General features: G+C 32.9%; 13 protein-coding genes. 7 read left to right on the plus strand and 6 right to left on the minus strand.

Annotation, left to right across the window (positions count from 1 at the left end; translation table 11 throughout):
• Positions 1–13 precede the first annotated feature (13 nt).
• Both BUC31_RS10660 and BUC31_RS10665 read right to left on the minus strand, forming a co-directional pair.
• The gene (locus BUC31_RS10660) at positions 14–1,027 is read right to left on the minus strand and encodes a FecR family protein (protein ID WP_073244013.1); all 1,014 of its coding nucleotides are present in this window, start codon (positions 1,025–1,027) and stop codon (positions 14–16) included.
• Positions 1,028–1,084: 57 nt separating this feature from the next.
• The gene (locus BUC31_RS10665; protein WP_073244014.1) at positions 1,085–1,663 is read right to left on the minus strand and encodes an RNA polymerase sigma factor; all 579 of its coding nucleotides are present in this window, start codon (positions 1,661–1,663) and stop codon (positions 1,085–1,087) included.
• A gap of 202 nt (positions 1,664–1,865) precedes the next feature.
• On the opposite strand from BUC31_RS10665, the gene ychF reads away from it, so the two are divergent.
• Positions 1,866–2,960 carry a redox-regulated ATPase YchF gene (ychF, locus tag BUC31_RS10670; RefSeq protein ID WP_073244016.1) on the plus strand — a complete coding sequence of 365 codons (1,095 nt, stop codon included), beginning with the start codon at positions 1,866–1,868 and terminating at the stop codon, positions 2,958–2,960.
• Here the strand turns inward: ychF and BUC31_RS10675 are convergent.
• Positions 2,957–3,250, minus strand: coding sequence for a chaperone modulator CbpM (locus BUC31_RS10675; protein ID WP_073244018.1), 294 nt, complete (start codon positions 3,248–3,250; stop codon positions 2,957–2,959). The two genes, ychF and BUC31_RS10675, sit on opposite strands and share 4 nt — an antisense overlap.
• 1 nt (position 3,251) lies before the next feature.
• Positions 3,252–4,157 carry a DnaJ C-terminal domain-containing protein gene (locus BUC31_RS10680; protein ID WP_073244020.1) on the minus strand — a complete coding sequence of 302 codons (906 nt, stop codon included), beginning with the start codon at positions 4,155–4,157 and terminating at the stop codon, positions 3,252–3,254.
• 238 nt (positions 4,158–4,395) lie between these two features.
• On the opposite strand from BUC31_RS10680, the gene BUC31_RS10685 reads away from it, so the two are divergent.
• The 5 genes from BUC31_RS10685 (at position 4,396) to BUC31_RS10705 (ending at position 12,095) form a co-directional block, all read left to right on the plus strand.
• Positions 4,396–6,261 carry a DNA topoisomerase IV subunit B gene (locus BUC31_RS10685; RefSeq protein WP_073244022.1) on the plus strand — a complete coding sequence of 622 codons (1,866 nt, stop codon included), beginning with the start codon at positions 4,396–4,398 and terminating at the stop codon, positions 6,259–6,261.
• Between the two features lie 62 nt (positions 6,262–6,323).
• Complete coding sequence (locus tag BUC31_RS10690) at positions 6,324–7,877, plus strand: hypothetical protein (RefSeq protein WP_073244024.1); 1,554 nt, start codon at positions 6,324–6,326, stop codon at positions 7,875–7,877.
• Between the two features lie 79 nt (positions 7,878–7,956).
• The gene (locus tag BUC31_RS10695) at positions 7,957–10,593 is read left to right on the plus strand and encodes a DNA gyrase/topoisomerase IV subunit A (protein WP_244534061.1); all 2,637 of its coding nucleotides are present in this window, start codon (positions 7,957–7,959) and stop codon (positions 10,591–10,593) included.
• Positions 10,594–10,601: 8 nt separating this feature from the next.
• Positions 10,602–11,030, plus strand: a complete 429-nt coding sequence (mscL, locus tag BUC31_RS10700; protein WP_073244028.1) for a large-conductance mechanosensitive channel protein MscL — start codon at positions 10,602–10,604, stop codon at positions 11,028–11,030.
• 108 nt (positions 11,031–11,138) lie between these two features.
• Positions 11,139–12,095: a sterol desaturase family protein gene (locus BUC31_RS10705; protein WP_073244030.1), complete on the plus strand. Its 957-nt coding sequence runs from the start codon at positions 11,139–11,141 to the stop codon at positions 12,093–12,095.
• A 235-nt stretch (positions 12,096–12,330) separates the two neighbouring features.
• Here the strand turns inward: BUC31_RS10705 and BUC31_RS10710 are convergent, their stop codons facing one another.
• Together BUC31_RS10710 and BUC31_RS10715 are read right to left on the minus strand one after the other, a co-directional pair.
• Positions 12,331–12,708, minus strand: a complete 378-nt coding sequence (locus BUC31_RS10710; RefSeq protein WP_073244032.1) for a hypothetical protein — start codon at positions 12,706–12,708, stop codon at positions 12,331–12,333.
• A 72-nt stretch (positions 12,709–12,780) separates the two neighbouring features.
• Positions 12,781–13,146: a helix-turn-helix transcriptional regulator gene (locus BUC31_RS10715; protein WP_073244034.1), complete on the minus strand. Its 366-nt coding sequence runs from the start codon at positions 13,144–13,146 to the stop codon at positions 12,781–12,783.
• 250 nt (positions 13,147–13,396) lie between these two features.
• On the opposite strand from BUC31_RS10715, the gene BUC31_RS10720 reads away from it, so the two are divergent.
• Complete coding sequence (locus tag BUC31_RS10720; protein WP_073244036.1) at positions 13,397–14,506, plus strand: M14 family metallopeptidase; 1,110 nt, start codon at positions 13,397–13,399, stop codon at positions 14,504–14,506.
• Positions 14,507–14,510: the final 4 nt, after the last annotated feature.

The raw sequence follows: 14,510 nt of genomic DNA on the forward strand, positions 1-14,510 counted from the left end.
ATAAATAGTTTAGTTAATAAATAGGGTTTTCTTGCACGCGTAATATCTTTCCTTTTTTAATGATTCTTGTACCTGTAGCCTTTTCTATTGCGGCTATACATATTTGTAAATTCTGATTTGGAATACCACCAGAAAGAGGTAAATTCTTTATTTTTTCATTCTCATATTCAACTTCAAGACCATAAGTTGCTTCTAAATTGAACATTACTTCTTTTAGAGAAATTTCATTAAAAGCATAGGTGCCACCACGCCATAGTGCATATGGTGTTTTAACATCTACTTTCTTATGAGTCAGTTTTTTGCTTTCATTTGAAAAGGAAACCATTTCACCAGGTATCATTTTGGTGACTTCTCCATTCTTTAATTCTAAATGTATAGAACCTTCGTCAAGCACCACATTTGTTTTCTGTTTTCTAGTATTTACATGAAACTGTGTGCCCAATACTTCAACTTTCAGGTCTTCTGTAATTACCCAAAACTTTGCATTGGTACTTGGTATTGATTTAACTTTAAAGTATGCTTCTCCTTTTAGATTAATAAGACGTGGATTGTCTTTTTCATACCATATTTCAGAATTTCCGTTAAGCACAACTGATGTGCCATCTGGTAATTTTAAGTCGATTATTTCGCCAAAATTAGTTTTGTGTATGGTTGTAGTTTCATTATTTAGAAAGGAATAACTTGTCCAACTTATAAGAACTAGTAACACGGCAGCCGCAGCTGTTAGCAGTGAACTGTTTACTGTGTGTGTTTTCTTAAGAATCTTTTTTGGTGTAGGTTCTAACTTTATTTTTGTTAGAACATATGCAAAGGCTTCGTTAACCTTTTCATTACTTGGGTGTTGTTGATCGAAGTTGATGCCAATAATAATAGACTTCGCATTCTCTACCGTTTCTATATGTGCAGGATTGTACTGTATCCAATTATTCCAATAAGCGATATCATTTTTATTTAAGCCTTTTGCCCAGTTTTTAAATGATGCATCCGATAGGAAGTAATCTAAGTCGAATTTATTATTGTTGTTCATATAGTAAGGTGTTCCATTAGTAAGAGGTTTAGTTCTTAAAAATATACCCTACTTTTTTTAATTTTTTTTCAAAATAGATTTAATCTGCTGATTTTCAGATGCTATCCTTAATTTTGTTAAGGCTTTTTGTAGTGTATTCAAAACACTTTGATAATTCATATCCATTACTTCGGCGATATCTGAACTATTCATTCCGCTGTAATATTTTAAGTAGATAACTTCTTTTTGTCTTGGAGATAGTTGATTGATAAGGCTTGTTAGGGTAGTGGTGCAAAGAAATTGAATTTCCTGTTTGATCGATATTTCTTCAGACGAAAAAGTAAAATTGGTTTTAAATAGCTGTGCTTCTGAAATAGGAATATTATTCTGATTCTTTTGTAACTGTTTTATTAGCCTTCTTTTAAAACAAACAAATAGATAGGCTTTTAAGCTATTTATGTGTCCTAGTTTTTCTCTGCTTTCAAATAATTGAATAAAAAAGTTTTGAAGACAATCTTCTGTAATTTCTTGATTATTACTCAATTTTAAACCATATACATGTAATTGCGGATAATACTTTTTAAAAAGCAAGCTGAAACCGTGAGATTCGCCCTTTTTAAAAAAATACCATATAGTTTCATCTGAATGAAGTTCCATAAATTCTTACATGTTCTACGGCCAAAGTAAGAATTATTTCTTAAAATGTGTTAAAAAATAATATTTTAACTGTTGTCTGGCTAAAATACTTGATTTTAATTTAAATAAATTGTATGAAATTTACATTATAGTTATTGATGAAAATTTGAATGAAAAATCTGTAACTAAAAACTATCTTTGCACCCTTGAAATATTCTTAATTATGAAAGCAGGTATTGTAGGATTGCCAAACGTAGGTAAATCAACACTTTTTAATTGTTTGTCTAACGCTAAGGCGCAAAGTGCAAATTTTCCTTTTTGTACAATTGAACCTAACATAGGTGTTGTAAACGTGCCAGATGCACGATTAGAAAAATTGGAAGAGTTAGTAGTTCCAGAAAGGGTATTGCCTGCTACTGTAGAGATCGTTGATATTGCTGGTTTGGTAAAAGGAGCTAGTAAAGGTGAAGGATTAGGAAATCAGTTTTTAGGTAATATTCGTGAAACTGATGCGATATTACATGTATTGCGTTGTTTTGATAATGATAACATAGTACATGTTGATGGTAGCGTAGATCCTATTAGAGATAAAGAAACGATAGATATGGAGCTTCAATTGAAAGATTTGGAGACTGTAGATAAGAAGTTAGAAAAAGTAAAAAGGGCAGCTAGAACAGGTAATAAAGATGCGCAAAAAGAAGAAGCTGTTCTATTGGCTGTAAAAACCGGGTTAGAATCAGGCACCTCTGTTAGAGCTATTAAAATTGATGATGAATCTAGATTAGAGTTTGTTAAGCCGCTTCAGTTTATTACAGATAAACCAGTTATGTATGTTTGTAATGTTGATGAAGATGCTGCTGTATCTGGTAATGCCTATGTTGAAAAAGTAAAAGAAATGGTAGCTGCAGAAAACGCGGAAGTTATTTTCTTGGCGGTCGGTACAGAAGCTGATATTACGGAGTTAGAGACTTACGAGGAGCGCCAAATGTTTTTAGAAGATTTGGGCTTAGAAGAGCCTGGTTCTGCTAAACTTATTCGCGGAGCTTACAAATTATTAGATTTAGAGACTTATTTTACTGCAGGTGTTAAAGAAGTTCGTGCTTGGACAATTCCGGTTGGTGCAACTGCACCACAAGCTGCTGGTGTTATACATACCGATTTTGAAAAAGGTTTCATTAGGGCAGAAGTTATTGCTTATGATGACTACGTGGCTTTTGGTAGCGAATCAAAAGTAAAAGAAGCCGGTAAAATGAGGGTAGAAGGTAAAGAGTACATCGTTAAGGATGGAGATGTAATGCATTTCCGTTTTAACGTTTAATGTTCATATATAGTCAACCGATCTCGAAGTAGTTTTAATTCTTGCTCTAATCGGTTGACTTTTTTTATCATATGGTTTAAGGTGTCTATACCTTCCATATTTATACCAAGGTCTTCTCGTAGCCTATATATGCGTTCTATCTCAACAAGGTATTGCGGTTCAACATATGTTTTATTTTCAATTTGCTGTACCTCAATCATTTCGAACTCTAAAAGATCATCTATAAATTCTATAGGAGTTTGTGTTCGTTCGCAATACACCTCTATTTGTATGTAATTTTCTGAATTCATATTATCGTAATTCTGAAAGTTGTTTAAATAATTCTTTTTCTTTTTCTGAAAGTTTGGTAGGCATGGTTACCTTATAAGTGATATACAAATCTCCATGAACACCTTTTTTCTTATAAACGGGCATACCTTTTCCCTTCAGCTTCACCTTAGTGTCATTTTGGGTTTCGGGTTTTACCTTTAACTTCACTTTTCCTGTTAAGGTTTCTACTTCAATTGAACTACCTAAAATGGCATCATATAAAGAGATAGATTCATTTTTGTATAAATCGTTCTTTACTCTTTGAAAATTAGTATTGTTATTAATTTCAAAAGTTAAGTAGAGGTCTCCTTTTGGTCCGCCATTAGCACCTTCGCCACCATAGCCGGAAATTTTTATGGTTTGTCCATCTTCAACGCCTGCAGGTATGGTAATTCTAATTTTTTTAGCACCTAGGTCAAGCGTTTGTTTTTGGTCTTCAAGAACGTCAAGCAAATTCAACTTTAGTGTTGCATTTAAATCTTGACCCTTATACTGTGTTGACCTTTGTCGTCCGCCACCACTAAAACCTCCGCCAGCTCCACCAAACATGGATTCAAAGAAATCAGAGAAATCTTCATTTGATCCGCCAGCGCTAGAATAACTTCTTCTATTACCGGTGGATGAACTACGTTGATTTTTCTTAGCTTCTTCAAAAGCATCGGCATGTTGCCAATCTTTACCGTATTGGTCGTATTTCTTTCTTTTTTCAGGGTCGCTTAAAACTTCGTTAGCCTCGTTTACACGCTGAAATTTCTCTTGCGCAGTTTTATCATTCGGATTTAAATCTGGATGAAGTTTTCGCGCTAATTTTCGATATGCCTTTTTAATTTGAGCTTGTGTAGCCTTCTTGTCTATTTCAAGAATTTTGTAATAATCGATAAATTCCATAAGTATTCAAAATCTACATTAAAGGTATAAAAAGGAATAAATTATTCCTATGACGTATATCATTCTTTAAATAAACTTTTTGCTAATTTCTTACTATGCTCTTTTCTTGAAAAATTATGTTACTTACTATAGCTATCAACAAAAAAGTCCTATTTATTGTTAATTACTTTAACAGATAGGGGTTTTATCTTTTGCCGAGTGGTGCTATCTTTAACGCAACTTTCTTAAACTTTTTTAAATGTCCCAAGACGCTACTCAATATACTGAAGATAATATACGCTCGCTCGATTGGAAAGAACATATCCGATTACGACCTGGGATGTATATTGGTAAATTGGGAGATGGTTCGTCTGCAGATGATGGTATCTATATTCTCCTGAAAGAGGTAATAGATAACTGTATTGATGAATTTGTAATGGGTGCCGGTAAAACCATTGAAATATCTATTAAAGATAAAGTGGTCAAGGTTAGGGATTACGGTCGTGGCATTCCATTAGGTAAAGTTGTGGATGTAGTTTCTAAAATGAACACCGGTGGTAAGTATGATAGTCGTGCTTTTAAAAAATCCGTAGGATTAAATGGTGTTGGTACCAAAGCTGTAAATGCATTGTCCAGTTTTTTTGAAGTTCAATCTTCTAGAGACAACCAATTAAAAACAGCTCAGTTTAGTTCTGGTAATTTAGAGAATGAAGTTGGGCCTGAAGAAACGGGTAAAAGAAAAGGTACCAAAGTTACTTTTGTACCAGATGAATTAATTTTTAAAAATTATAAATATAGAAATGAGTATGTAGAACGCATGCTTAAAAACTATGTGTACCTAAACCCAGGTCTAACCATAATTTTTAATGGCGAGAAATTTTATTCTGAAAACGGATTAAAAGATTTACTTGAGGATAACAATAATATGGATGATATGCTTTATCCTGTTATTCATTTAAAAGGAGAAGATATTGAAGTAGCTATTACGCATAGTAAAACTCAATATAGTGAAGAATATCATTCTTTTGTAAACGGTCAGCACACAACACATGGCGGTACGCATCAAGCTGCATTTAGAGAAGCGATTGTGAAAACCATACGTGACTTTTATGGTAAGACTTACGACGCTTCTGATATTAGAAAATCTATTATTTCGGCAATTGCTATAAAAGTGATGGAGCCGGTTTTTGAAAGTCAGACCAAAACCAAATTAGGGTCTACCGATATGGGGGGTAATTTTCCGACGGTACGTACCTATATCAATGATTTTATTGGTAAATATTTAGATAACTATCTTCATAAGAATACAGATACGGCAGATAAGCTTCAACGTAAAATTATGATGGCCGAGAAAGAGCGTAAAGAGCTTTCGGGTATTCGAAAGTTGGCACGCGATCGAGCTAAGAAAGCTAGTCTTCATAATAAAAAACTTAGAGATTGTAGAGTTCATTTAGGTGATATCAAGCATGATCGAAGATTAGAAAGTTCGCTATTTATTACCGAGGGTGATTCAGCATCTGGCTCTATTACCAAATCAAGAGATGTAAATACACAGGCGGTATTCAGTCTTAAAGGAAAGCCATTGAATTCTTATGGCATGTCTAAAAAGATTGTTTATGAGAATGAGGAATTCAACCTATTGCAGGCTGCACTGAATATAGAAGAGTCTATTGAAGATTTACGCTACAATAACATAATAATAGCGACTGATGCCGATGTTGATGGTATGCATATTCGCTTATTATTGATTACATTCTTTTTGCAGTTCTTTCCAGAATTGATAAAAGAAAATCACCTTTATATTCTACAGACTCCTTTGTTTAGGGTTCGTAATAAAAAGGAAACGATTTATTGTTATAGTGATGAAGAGCGCCAACATGCGTTAAATAAATTAACTGGAAAACCAGAAATAACTCGATTTAAAGGTCTAGGGGAGATTTCGCCAGATGAGTTTAGACACTTCATTGGCGAGGATATTAGGCTGGAGCCTATAATGCTTGATAAGGCAATGTCTATTGAAGAACTGTTGAGTTTTTATATGGGAAAAAACACTCCCGATAGACAAAAATTTATAATTGAAAATCTTAAAGTAGAGGTTGATTTAATAAAAGATAAAGTATTATAAACTAGATTAATACGATTGCTGTAATTTAAGATGAATTTACTGAAATAACCATAACTATGATAATGTTTAACAAATTAGGGAAAATTGGAATTAGAATGTTTTTATTACTATTAATAGTAGGTTGTGGTGGTGATGATGAACCATTGGTAACAGTTGATCCTGAAGTCACGGAAGAAACTATTGAGGAAGAGGTTGAAGATGAGATTGATTGTTCTGCAAATTGTTTTCAGTGCGCAGATTCAATTAGTTTAGGAGTAGAAGTTTTAAACCAGATAGCGGTAGAAGATGAAATTGATTATTTTAAATTTTCCGTAGAACAAGAAGGTGTTTTGGAAATTAATATCAGTGCAACTCCTGAAAATTTAAGGATAACATCGGATTTATTAAATAGTGAATGTGAAGAGATATTTAGTGAAACCGCAAATAATACTGGAGAAGGTTATAGTGCTTTATATTTAATTGAGGCTGGAGATTATGTATTAAAATTTTCTGACTTTTTTGGAGAGGCTAATAGTAATGATTATTCTTTTTTAGTTAGTCTGAATACAGACGATATATATGAAATTAATAATTCTTGTGATAATGCGGTGGATGTTTTGATTGATACTGAGATAAATATGGCAATTTATCCTGAAGATGATGTAGATTATTTTAAATTCACGACAGTTGAGTCTGGAGTAATAAAAATTGACTTATATAATATTCCTGAAAACATTAATTTAGAAACTACATTAAGGTCGTCATCTGATTGTATAGAGTTGATTAAGGAAGTTAATAACAATATTGGCGAAGGTCTTTCGCTGTATTATACAGCAGACGCTGGTGATTATGTATTAGAAATAAATGATAGATTTAATGATGAGTTTAATGCTGATTTGCTGTCATTTATGGTTACTCTAGAAACAAGTGACATTTATGAGATTAATAACTCGTGTACATCAGCAAAAGAAATTTCATTAGATACAGAGATAAAAGCCGCCATCTATCCAGAGGATGATGTTGATAATTTTAAATTTACCACAACTGAAGAAGGTGTTTTAAAAATAGAGTTATTTAATATTCCTGAAAATATTAATTTGGATGTTACTTTAAGGTCATTTTCTGATTGTACAGAATTATTAAATGATGTTAATAACGATGTTGGAGAAGGTCTTACGTTGTACTATACTGCAGAAGCTGGGGATTATGTTTTAGAAATTAATGACCGCTTTAATGACTCATTTAATGTTGATTTATATTCATTTAATGTCTCACTAGATACAAGTGATATTTATGAAATTAACAACTCATGCTCTAGTGCTAAAGATATTGAAATCAATACAGAAGTTAACTCGGCGATATATCCAGAAGATGATGTTGATTTTTTTAAATTTACAATAACAGAAACTAGTAATGTAGATATTCTTTTTTACAATGTCCCTTATAATATTAATTTAGAAGTTACTCTTAGGTCTTTGCCTGATTGTCTTGAAATAGCAAAGGAGACAAATAATACTGAAGGTGAAGGACTTTCTTTGACGTCAACATTAGGGCCTGGTGAATATGTTTTGGAAATAAACGATCGATTTAATGACTCATTCAACACCAGTTTCTTAAACTTTAAAATAAATTTATAACTATTAATACCAAAAAGGTAATTGAATTGTATCATTAAAGGTTGTTATACTTAAAATTAGAATTGGTTTCATGAGCGAAATGGATGATGAAGGTTTTGAAAAAAAAGAGAATACCGATAATACAGATTCTTCTGAGGCACTGACTAGAGTGTCTGGCATGTATAAAGATTGGTTCTTGGATTACGCATCTTACGTAATCTTAGAACGAGCAGTACCTGCTATTGAAGACGGATTTAAACCTGTACAACGACGTATCATGCATTCTCTAAAAGAGCTTGATGATGGTCGGTACAACAAAGTAGCTAATGTAGTTGGGCATACTATGCAGTATCATCCACATGGTGATGCAAGTATTGCAGATGCCATGGTTCAAATTGGTCAGAAAGATCTATTAATAGATACTCAAGGTAACTGGGGTAACATTCTTACCGGTGATAGAGCTGCTGCTTCTAGGTATATAGAGGCTAGACTTTCTAAATTCGCATTAGAAGTTATATTTAGCCCTAAAATTACCGAGTGGCAAATGTCTTATGATGGTAGAAAAAAAGAGCCTGTAAATCTACCTGTTAAATTTCCATTACTATTAGCTCAAGGGGCAGAAGGTATTGCTGTGGGCTTATCCACTAGAGTATTGGCTCATAACTTTATTGAGCTTATTGATGCTTCTATTAAGCATTTAAAGGGACAGCGATTTAAAATCTATCCCGATTTTCCCACGGCAGGTATTATAGATGTTACAAACTATAATGACGGACTCAGAGGTGGTAAAATTAGGGTTCGAGCAAAGATATCTCAGTTAGATAAGAACACACTAGTAATCAATGAAATACCTTACGGTACTAATACTGGAAGTTTAATAGAATCTATCTTAAAGGCTAATGAAAAAGGCAAGATTAAAATCAAGAAAATTGAGGACAATACTGCTGCAGATGTTGAGATTTTAGTACATCTTCCCTCTGGTATTTCCCCAGATAGAACCATCGATGCCTTGTATGCCTTTACAGCGTGCGAGTCTTCTATTTCTCCACTAGGCTGTATTATTGAAGATAATAAGCCTTTGTTTATTGGGGTCACAGAAATGCTCAGAAGGTCTACAGATTCTACGGTAGAATTATTGAAGCAAGAGCTCGAAATTCAACTTAAAGAACTTGAAGAGCAATGGCATTTTGCTTCTTTGGAGAGGATTTTTATTGAAAATCGTATCTATCGTGATATTGAGGAAGAGGAGACCTGGGAAGGCGTAATAGCTGCAATTGATAAAGGTTTAGCACCTTTTACAAAACACCTAAAGCGAGCGGTTACTGAAGAAGATATTACCAGACTTACCGAAATACGTATAAAGAGAATTTCAAAATTCGATTTAGATAAGGCTCAGCAGCACCTAGAGAGCTTGCAAGAGCGTATTGCAGAGGTGAAGCATCATTTGGCTAATTTGATTGAATTTGCAATAAACTACTTCAAGAATCTTAAAGAAACCTACGGCAAAGACAGAGGTCGTTTAACCGAAATACGCGTTTTTGATGATATAGAGGCCACTAAAGTGGCTATCAGAAATACTAAGCTCTATGTAAATAGGGAAGAAGGTTTTGTGGGTACTTCTTTAAAGAAAGATGAATATGTTACCGATTGTAGTGATATAGATGATATCATTATGATAACCAGTTCTGGTAAGATGATGGTGTCAAAAGTGGATTCCAAAATTTTTGTAGGTAAAGGTATTATCCATGTAGCGGTTTTTAAGAAAAAAGATAAGCGTACTACCTATAATCTTGTGTATAAAGATGGTAAAGGTGGTGCTACATACATTAAACGTTTTAATGTTACCAGTATAACTAGGGATAGAGAGTATGATTTAACTACCGGTAAAGCTGGTTCTCAAGTGTTGTATTTTTCTGCCAACCCTAATGGAGAGGCTGAAGTAATAACAGTTTTGCTACGCCAGGTAGGTAGTGTGAAAAAATTAAAGTGGGATATTGACTTTTCTGATGTCTTGATTAAAGGAAGAGCTTCAAAAGGTAATATTGTAACGAAATACTCTGTTAAGCGCATAGAGTTAAAAGAAAAAGGTGTGTCTACACTGAAGCCTAGAAAGATTTGGTTTGATGATGTTGTACGTAGATTGAACGTAGATGGGAGAGGAGAATTATTAGGGGAGTTTAAGGGTGATGATTTACTATTGGTTATTAATCAGAAAGGTATAGCAAAAACGTTTTTACCCGTACTAACTTCTCATTTCGATGACGATATGATTGTATTAGAGAAATGGATACCAGAGAAACCTATCTCAGCTATTTATTGGGAAGGTGAAAAAGAACGTTTTTATATTAAAAGGTTTTTGATTGAAAGCGAAAACAAAGAGGAATTATTTATTTCAGAGCATCCAAAATCATATTTAGAGCTTGTTTCTACAGACTGGAAACCAATGGTTGAAATTGAGTTTCCTAAGCCTAGAGGTAAAGAAGCTAAAGAGAATGAATCTGTTGATATTGAAGATTTTATATCGATTAAAGGTATTAAAGCTTTAGGTAATCAATTTATTACGGAAAAGGTTAAAAATATTAATCTTCTTGATCCATTGCCATATGAACCAGAGGTTCCAGAAGAAATTGAAAATATTGAAGTTGTAGATGAAGAATCTGTAGCGTCTGGTGATGAAACTGAGAGTTCTAAAGGTGAAGATGGTGCATCTGCTGATGAGCCAACATTATTTGATTAGTCGGCATTATGAAAAAAATTTTCGAAGAGTTTAAGAATTTTGCCATAAAAGGCAATATGATAGATTTGGCTGTCGGTATCATTATTGGTACAGCATTTAATAAGGTTGTAAGTACAATTGTTTCTGCTGTTATTATGCCTCCACTTTCTTTATTGACAGACGATGTTAACTTATCAAATAAGAAATGGATCCTTAGAGAGGCGGTAGATTCAGTTGAAGAAGTTGCAATAGGATACGGTGAGCTTATTGAGTCGCTCTTAGATTTTGGAATAATAGCTTTTACCATTTTTGTAATGGTGAAATTCATAAATAGGTTTAAAGAAAAATCTGAAGACCCATCAAACAAAGAAGTTGAAACTCCTAAAAACATAGCTTTGTTATCTAGTATGGAGCAGCTATTGAAAGAGCAAAACGCCATACTTAAAAATGAAAAGTAATTAAACTGTTTAATTATTAAGTTATCTTATCGTGAGATAGAAAGTTAAGATTAGACAAATTCAAAGAATAATTGCTTTTATAACTACCTTTACAAAAAATTTTAATTAATGGATTTCACTAACCCCCTGGTGTATGGCGCACCAGCCTTTATTGCCTTTATTTTATTAGAATTGACCTACAGCAAAACTCATGGAGATGATGATCTTTATGATTGGAAAGATTTTGCGGCCAGTAGTGTTATGGGAATTGGATCTGCCATAATTGGTCCTTTATTGAAAGTAATTTTATTAGTTGTTCTTTTTGAATACGCTTACGAGTTATTTAACCCTTTGGTTGATGGTGTAAGAACAAATATTATGGGCTATAAGTCGTTCGGCTATGCTTGGTATGTTTGGTTGCTTTGTCAATTAGCGGATGATTTTACTTATTATTGGTTTCACAGGGCAAATCATGAAATTCGTATTTTGTGGGCTGCACATATAGTGCATCACTCTTCAGATAATTTTAATCTCGGTACTGCTATCCGTAATGGCTGGTTCACCTTATTGTATAAGCCTTTTTTCTATGTTTGGATGCCTATTATTGGTTTTCCTGTAGAAATGGTAGTTGTATGTTTAGCAATAGAGTCTTTCTGGCAGTTTCAATTACACTCGCAATATGTTCCAAAAATGGGATTCATTGAGAAAATATTTAATACGCATACAATGCATCAAGTGCATCACGCTCAGAATGTGGAGTATTTAGATAAGAACCATGGCGGATTTCTAAATTTCTTTGATAAGATTTTTGGTACTTGGAAAGAGTATGATGAAAATATTGATGTGAAATTTGGTGTTATTCATGCTCCAAACTCTAATAACCCTATTGTAATTCTTACGCATGAGTTTAAGGATATTTGGGCGGATACTAAAAAATCAAAAAAACTAAGTCATAAATTGATGTACATATTTGGTCCTCCAGGATGGAGTCATGATGGCAGTACCATGACAGTAAAACAACAGCAGCGATTGTCTGAAGAACAAAAACAAGCAAATCCTGGTGTTTCCTTTGATAGACCTAATTAAGGTCTTAAAAGAGCTTAATTAGATTTATGTGACATTCTAGGGTAAAGGCGATTGCGAAAAAAGCTCCAATTAAGCATTTGCTTAATTGGAGCTTTTTTTTTCTTTAAAAGACTCAAATATTACGCTGGCTGTATAGAGATGAAAAGAATATTGTTAATACCTAAAACAATTTCAAAATAGGTTATGGCTAGTATAGTGATATAGCCATTTGGATTAAAGGAGATTTAATAAGTGATTATTTAATTTTTATAGCTGTTCCTGTTTTTACAATTAGTTTTTTATTTGGATCCCTTACGGCGCTTTTGTATTGAAAGGTGTATGAAGAGTCAGTTGTGCTAATAATTTTATATTGAATCGCTGTTTTGCTATGAATGTCTTGTAAAACAAATTCGCAATCATTAAACCAGCGTACCGTGGCACTGTCTATGTTATTTTCATAATAGTCTACACTATAATCTTCGGTCCTTGTAAATTTCCCCTCTTTTATAGTATCGCCAACTTCATAAGTAAACTTAAAAGACCCAGTTTTATACTTTTTACAATCACGTTCAGGTTGGTAACATGAGCAAAGAATTAAGCCTAGAGCAGCTGTTAAAATCAAATTTTTCTTCATACTGCAAAATAAAGAAAATAGGAGCGAAGTGTTTAGAAAAAGGCAATAATAGTTTGTGAATATAAGTAGATTTTAAAACTCAGAGTACGTTTTAAAAGTACCGTCAGTATAGAACATTATTATTCGTTCTAAGCTTTTCTCGTTCTTCTTGTTGGTAGCTTTTGCTAGAGCTTCTTTGTTGTCTTTAGATTCTGGAGTAGGGTTGATTTTAGTTTTAGGAAAAGTTCCGGCTCCATACAGTAACCATTGTAAATCAACTTCTACAAAAGCTTGGTCAACTTTAATAATAAATTCTAAACTAGGTTTATTTCTTCCGTTTAGTAAATGAGAAATGCTAGATCGTTGTACATCAATTAAGTCTGCAAACGCAGCAGATGATAGCTCTTTGTGCGCTAAAATTGTCTTTAATCTTGATAGGAAAGAAGTGGTGTCTAGCATGTTTACAAAGTTAATGTATTCTTTAATTTCGAATGTAAAAAGGTTATTTTTATACTTATAAATATTAGAAATAATATGAAGTTTACATTTATATTAATTAACTCAAACTACTGAATAACAGCAAATTAATAATATTATTAAATTAAAAGTTAAAATTGTAAATTATACTAAAATCATAATGAGCATATCGAAACATGTTTTGTTTACAATTGTAAACACAGGCTGTAGTATTTTTGTGTGGTATTAAAGCATGAGTAGAATGAAAGATTTGGATTATAATAAAATAATGGTACCTACTATTTCTGGCAGGTATATTAACAATGACCATGTAAATGAGTTTTTAAAAACACTACCGGCTACTTTTAAAATTGATGTAGTTGGAAAATCCGTAAGAAATGAATCTATAAAAGGTATTACGTTTGGTAGTGGTCCAAATAAAATTTTAATGTGGTCTCAAATGCATGGTAACGAATCTACAACTACTAGAGCGGTCGTTGATTTAATGAGTTACTTAAAACAAGATATTGCCGAAGTTTTAGAAATTTCTAAATCTTGTACTTTAAAAATTATTCCAATACTAAGTCCTGATGGAGCTCGAGATTATACCAGGATAAATGCTAACAAAATTGACCTTAATAGAGATGCACAAGATTTATCTCAACCAGAGAGTCGTGTACTAAAAACAGTTTATGAAAAATTTAAACCTAACTACTGTTTAAATCTACATGATCAGCGTACTATATTTAATGTAGGTGAAACGAGTAAACCTGCAACCGTTTCTTTTTTGGCACCTGCTTATGATGAAGATAGAAATATTTCGCCATCTAGAAAATTAAGTATGCAGCTTATAGCGGCAATGAATGATAAATTGCAAAAAGTTATTCCTGGTCAGGTAGGTAGGTATGATGATGGTTTTAATAAGAATTGTGTTGGCGATGCTTTTCAAATGAGAGAAACCCCTACAATATTGTTCGAAGCAGGTCATTATGCGGATGATTACGATAGAGATAAAACTAGGATGTTTATTTTTGAGGCTTTATTAAAAGGTATACAGGTAATATCAAAGAATCTTGTTTCAAATTATACGATAGAACAATATTTGTCTATTCCTGAGAATGGGAAACAGTTTGTAGATATCTTAATTGTAAATGATAATTATATTGATAATCAGCTTACCAAAAGCGAGCTTATACCAATACAGTATAAAGAGGTGTTAAATAATGGCAAAGTTGCGTTTAGACCAGAATTATATCATTTTGAAAAGCAACCCTCAGAGATTTTTGGACATAAGACATTGAACTGCAATGATGAAAATGATATTTTATGGATCAAAGAAAAGGATTTATTGAAGCTACTTTAGTGAT

The sequence above is a fragment of the Maribacter aquivivus genome (assembly GCF_900142175.1).
Lineage (GTDB): Bacteria > Bacteroidota > Bacteroidia > Flavobacteriales > Flavobacteriaceae > Maribacter > Maribacter aquivivus.

Bases quoted from the DNA above. Each gene is read 5' to 3' on its own strand.
- BUC31_RS10660 (WP_073244013.1), bottom strand. From the start codon at position 1,027: ATGAACAACAATAATAAATTCGACTTAGATTACTTCCTATCGGATGCA.
- BUC31_RS10665 (WP_073244014.1), bottom strand. From the start codon at position 1,663: ATGGAACTTCATTCAGATGAAACTATATGGTATTTTTTTAAAAAGGGC.
- ychF (WP_073244016.1), top strand. From the start codon at position 1,866: ATGAAAGCAGGTATTGTAGGATTGCCAAACGTAGGTAAATCAACACTT.
- BUC31_RS10675 (WP_073244018.1), bottom strand. From the start codon at position 3,250: ATGAATTCAGAAAATTACATACAAATAGAGGTGTATTGCGAACGAACA.
- BUC31_RS10680 (WP_073244020.1), bottom strand. From the start codon at position 4,157: ATGGAATTTATCGATTATTACAAAATTCTTGAAATAGACAAGAAGGCT.
- BUC31_RS10685 (WP_073244022.1), top strand. From the start codon at position 4,396: ATGTCCCAAGACGCTACTCAATATACTGAAGATAATATACGCTCGCTC.
- BUC31_RS10690 (WP_073244024.1), top strand. From the start codon at position 6,324: ATGTTTAACAAATTAGGGAAAATTGGAATTAGAATGTTTTTATTACTA.
- BUC31_RS10695 (WP_244534061.1), top strand. From the start codon at position 7,957: ATGGATGATGAAGGTTTTGAAAAAAAAGAGAATACCGATAATACAGAT.
- mscL (WP_073244028.1), top strand. From the start codon at position 10,602: ATGAAAAAAATTTTCGAAGAGTTTAAGAATTTTGCCATAAAAGGCAAT.
- BUC31_RS10705 (WP_073244030.1), top strand. From the start codon at position 11,139: ATGGATTTCACTAACCCCCTGGTGTATGGCGCACCAGCCTTTATTGCC.
- BUC31_RS10710 (WP_073244032.1), bottom strand. From the start codon at position 12,708: ATGAAGAAAAATTTGATTTTAACAGCTGCTCTAGGCTTAATTCTTTGC.
- BUC31_RS10715 (WP_073244034.1), bottom strand. From the start codon at position 13,146: ATGCTAGACACCACTTCTTTCCTATCAAGATTAAAGACAATTTTAGCG.
- BUC31_RS10720 (WP_073244036.1), top strand. From the start codon at position 13,397: ATGAGTAGAATGAAAGATTTGGATTATAATAAAATAATGGTACCTACT.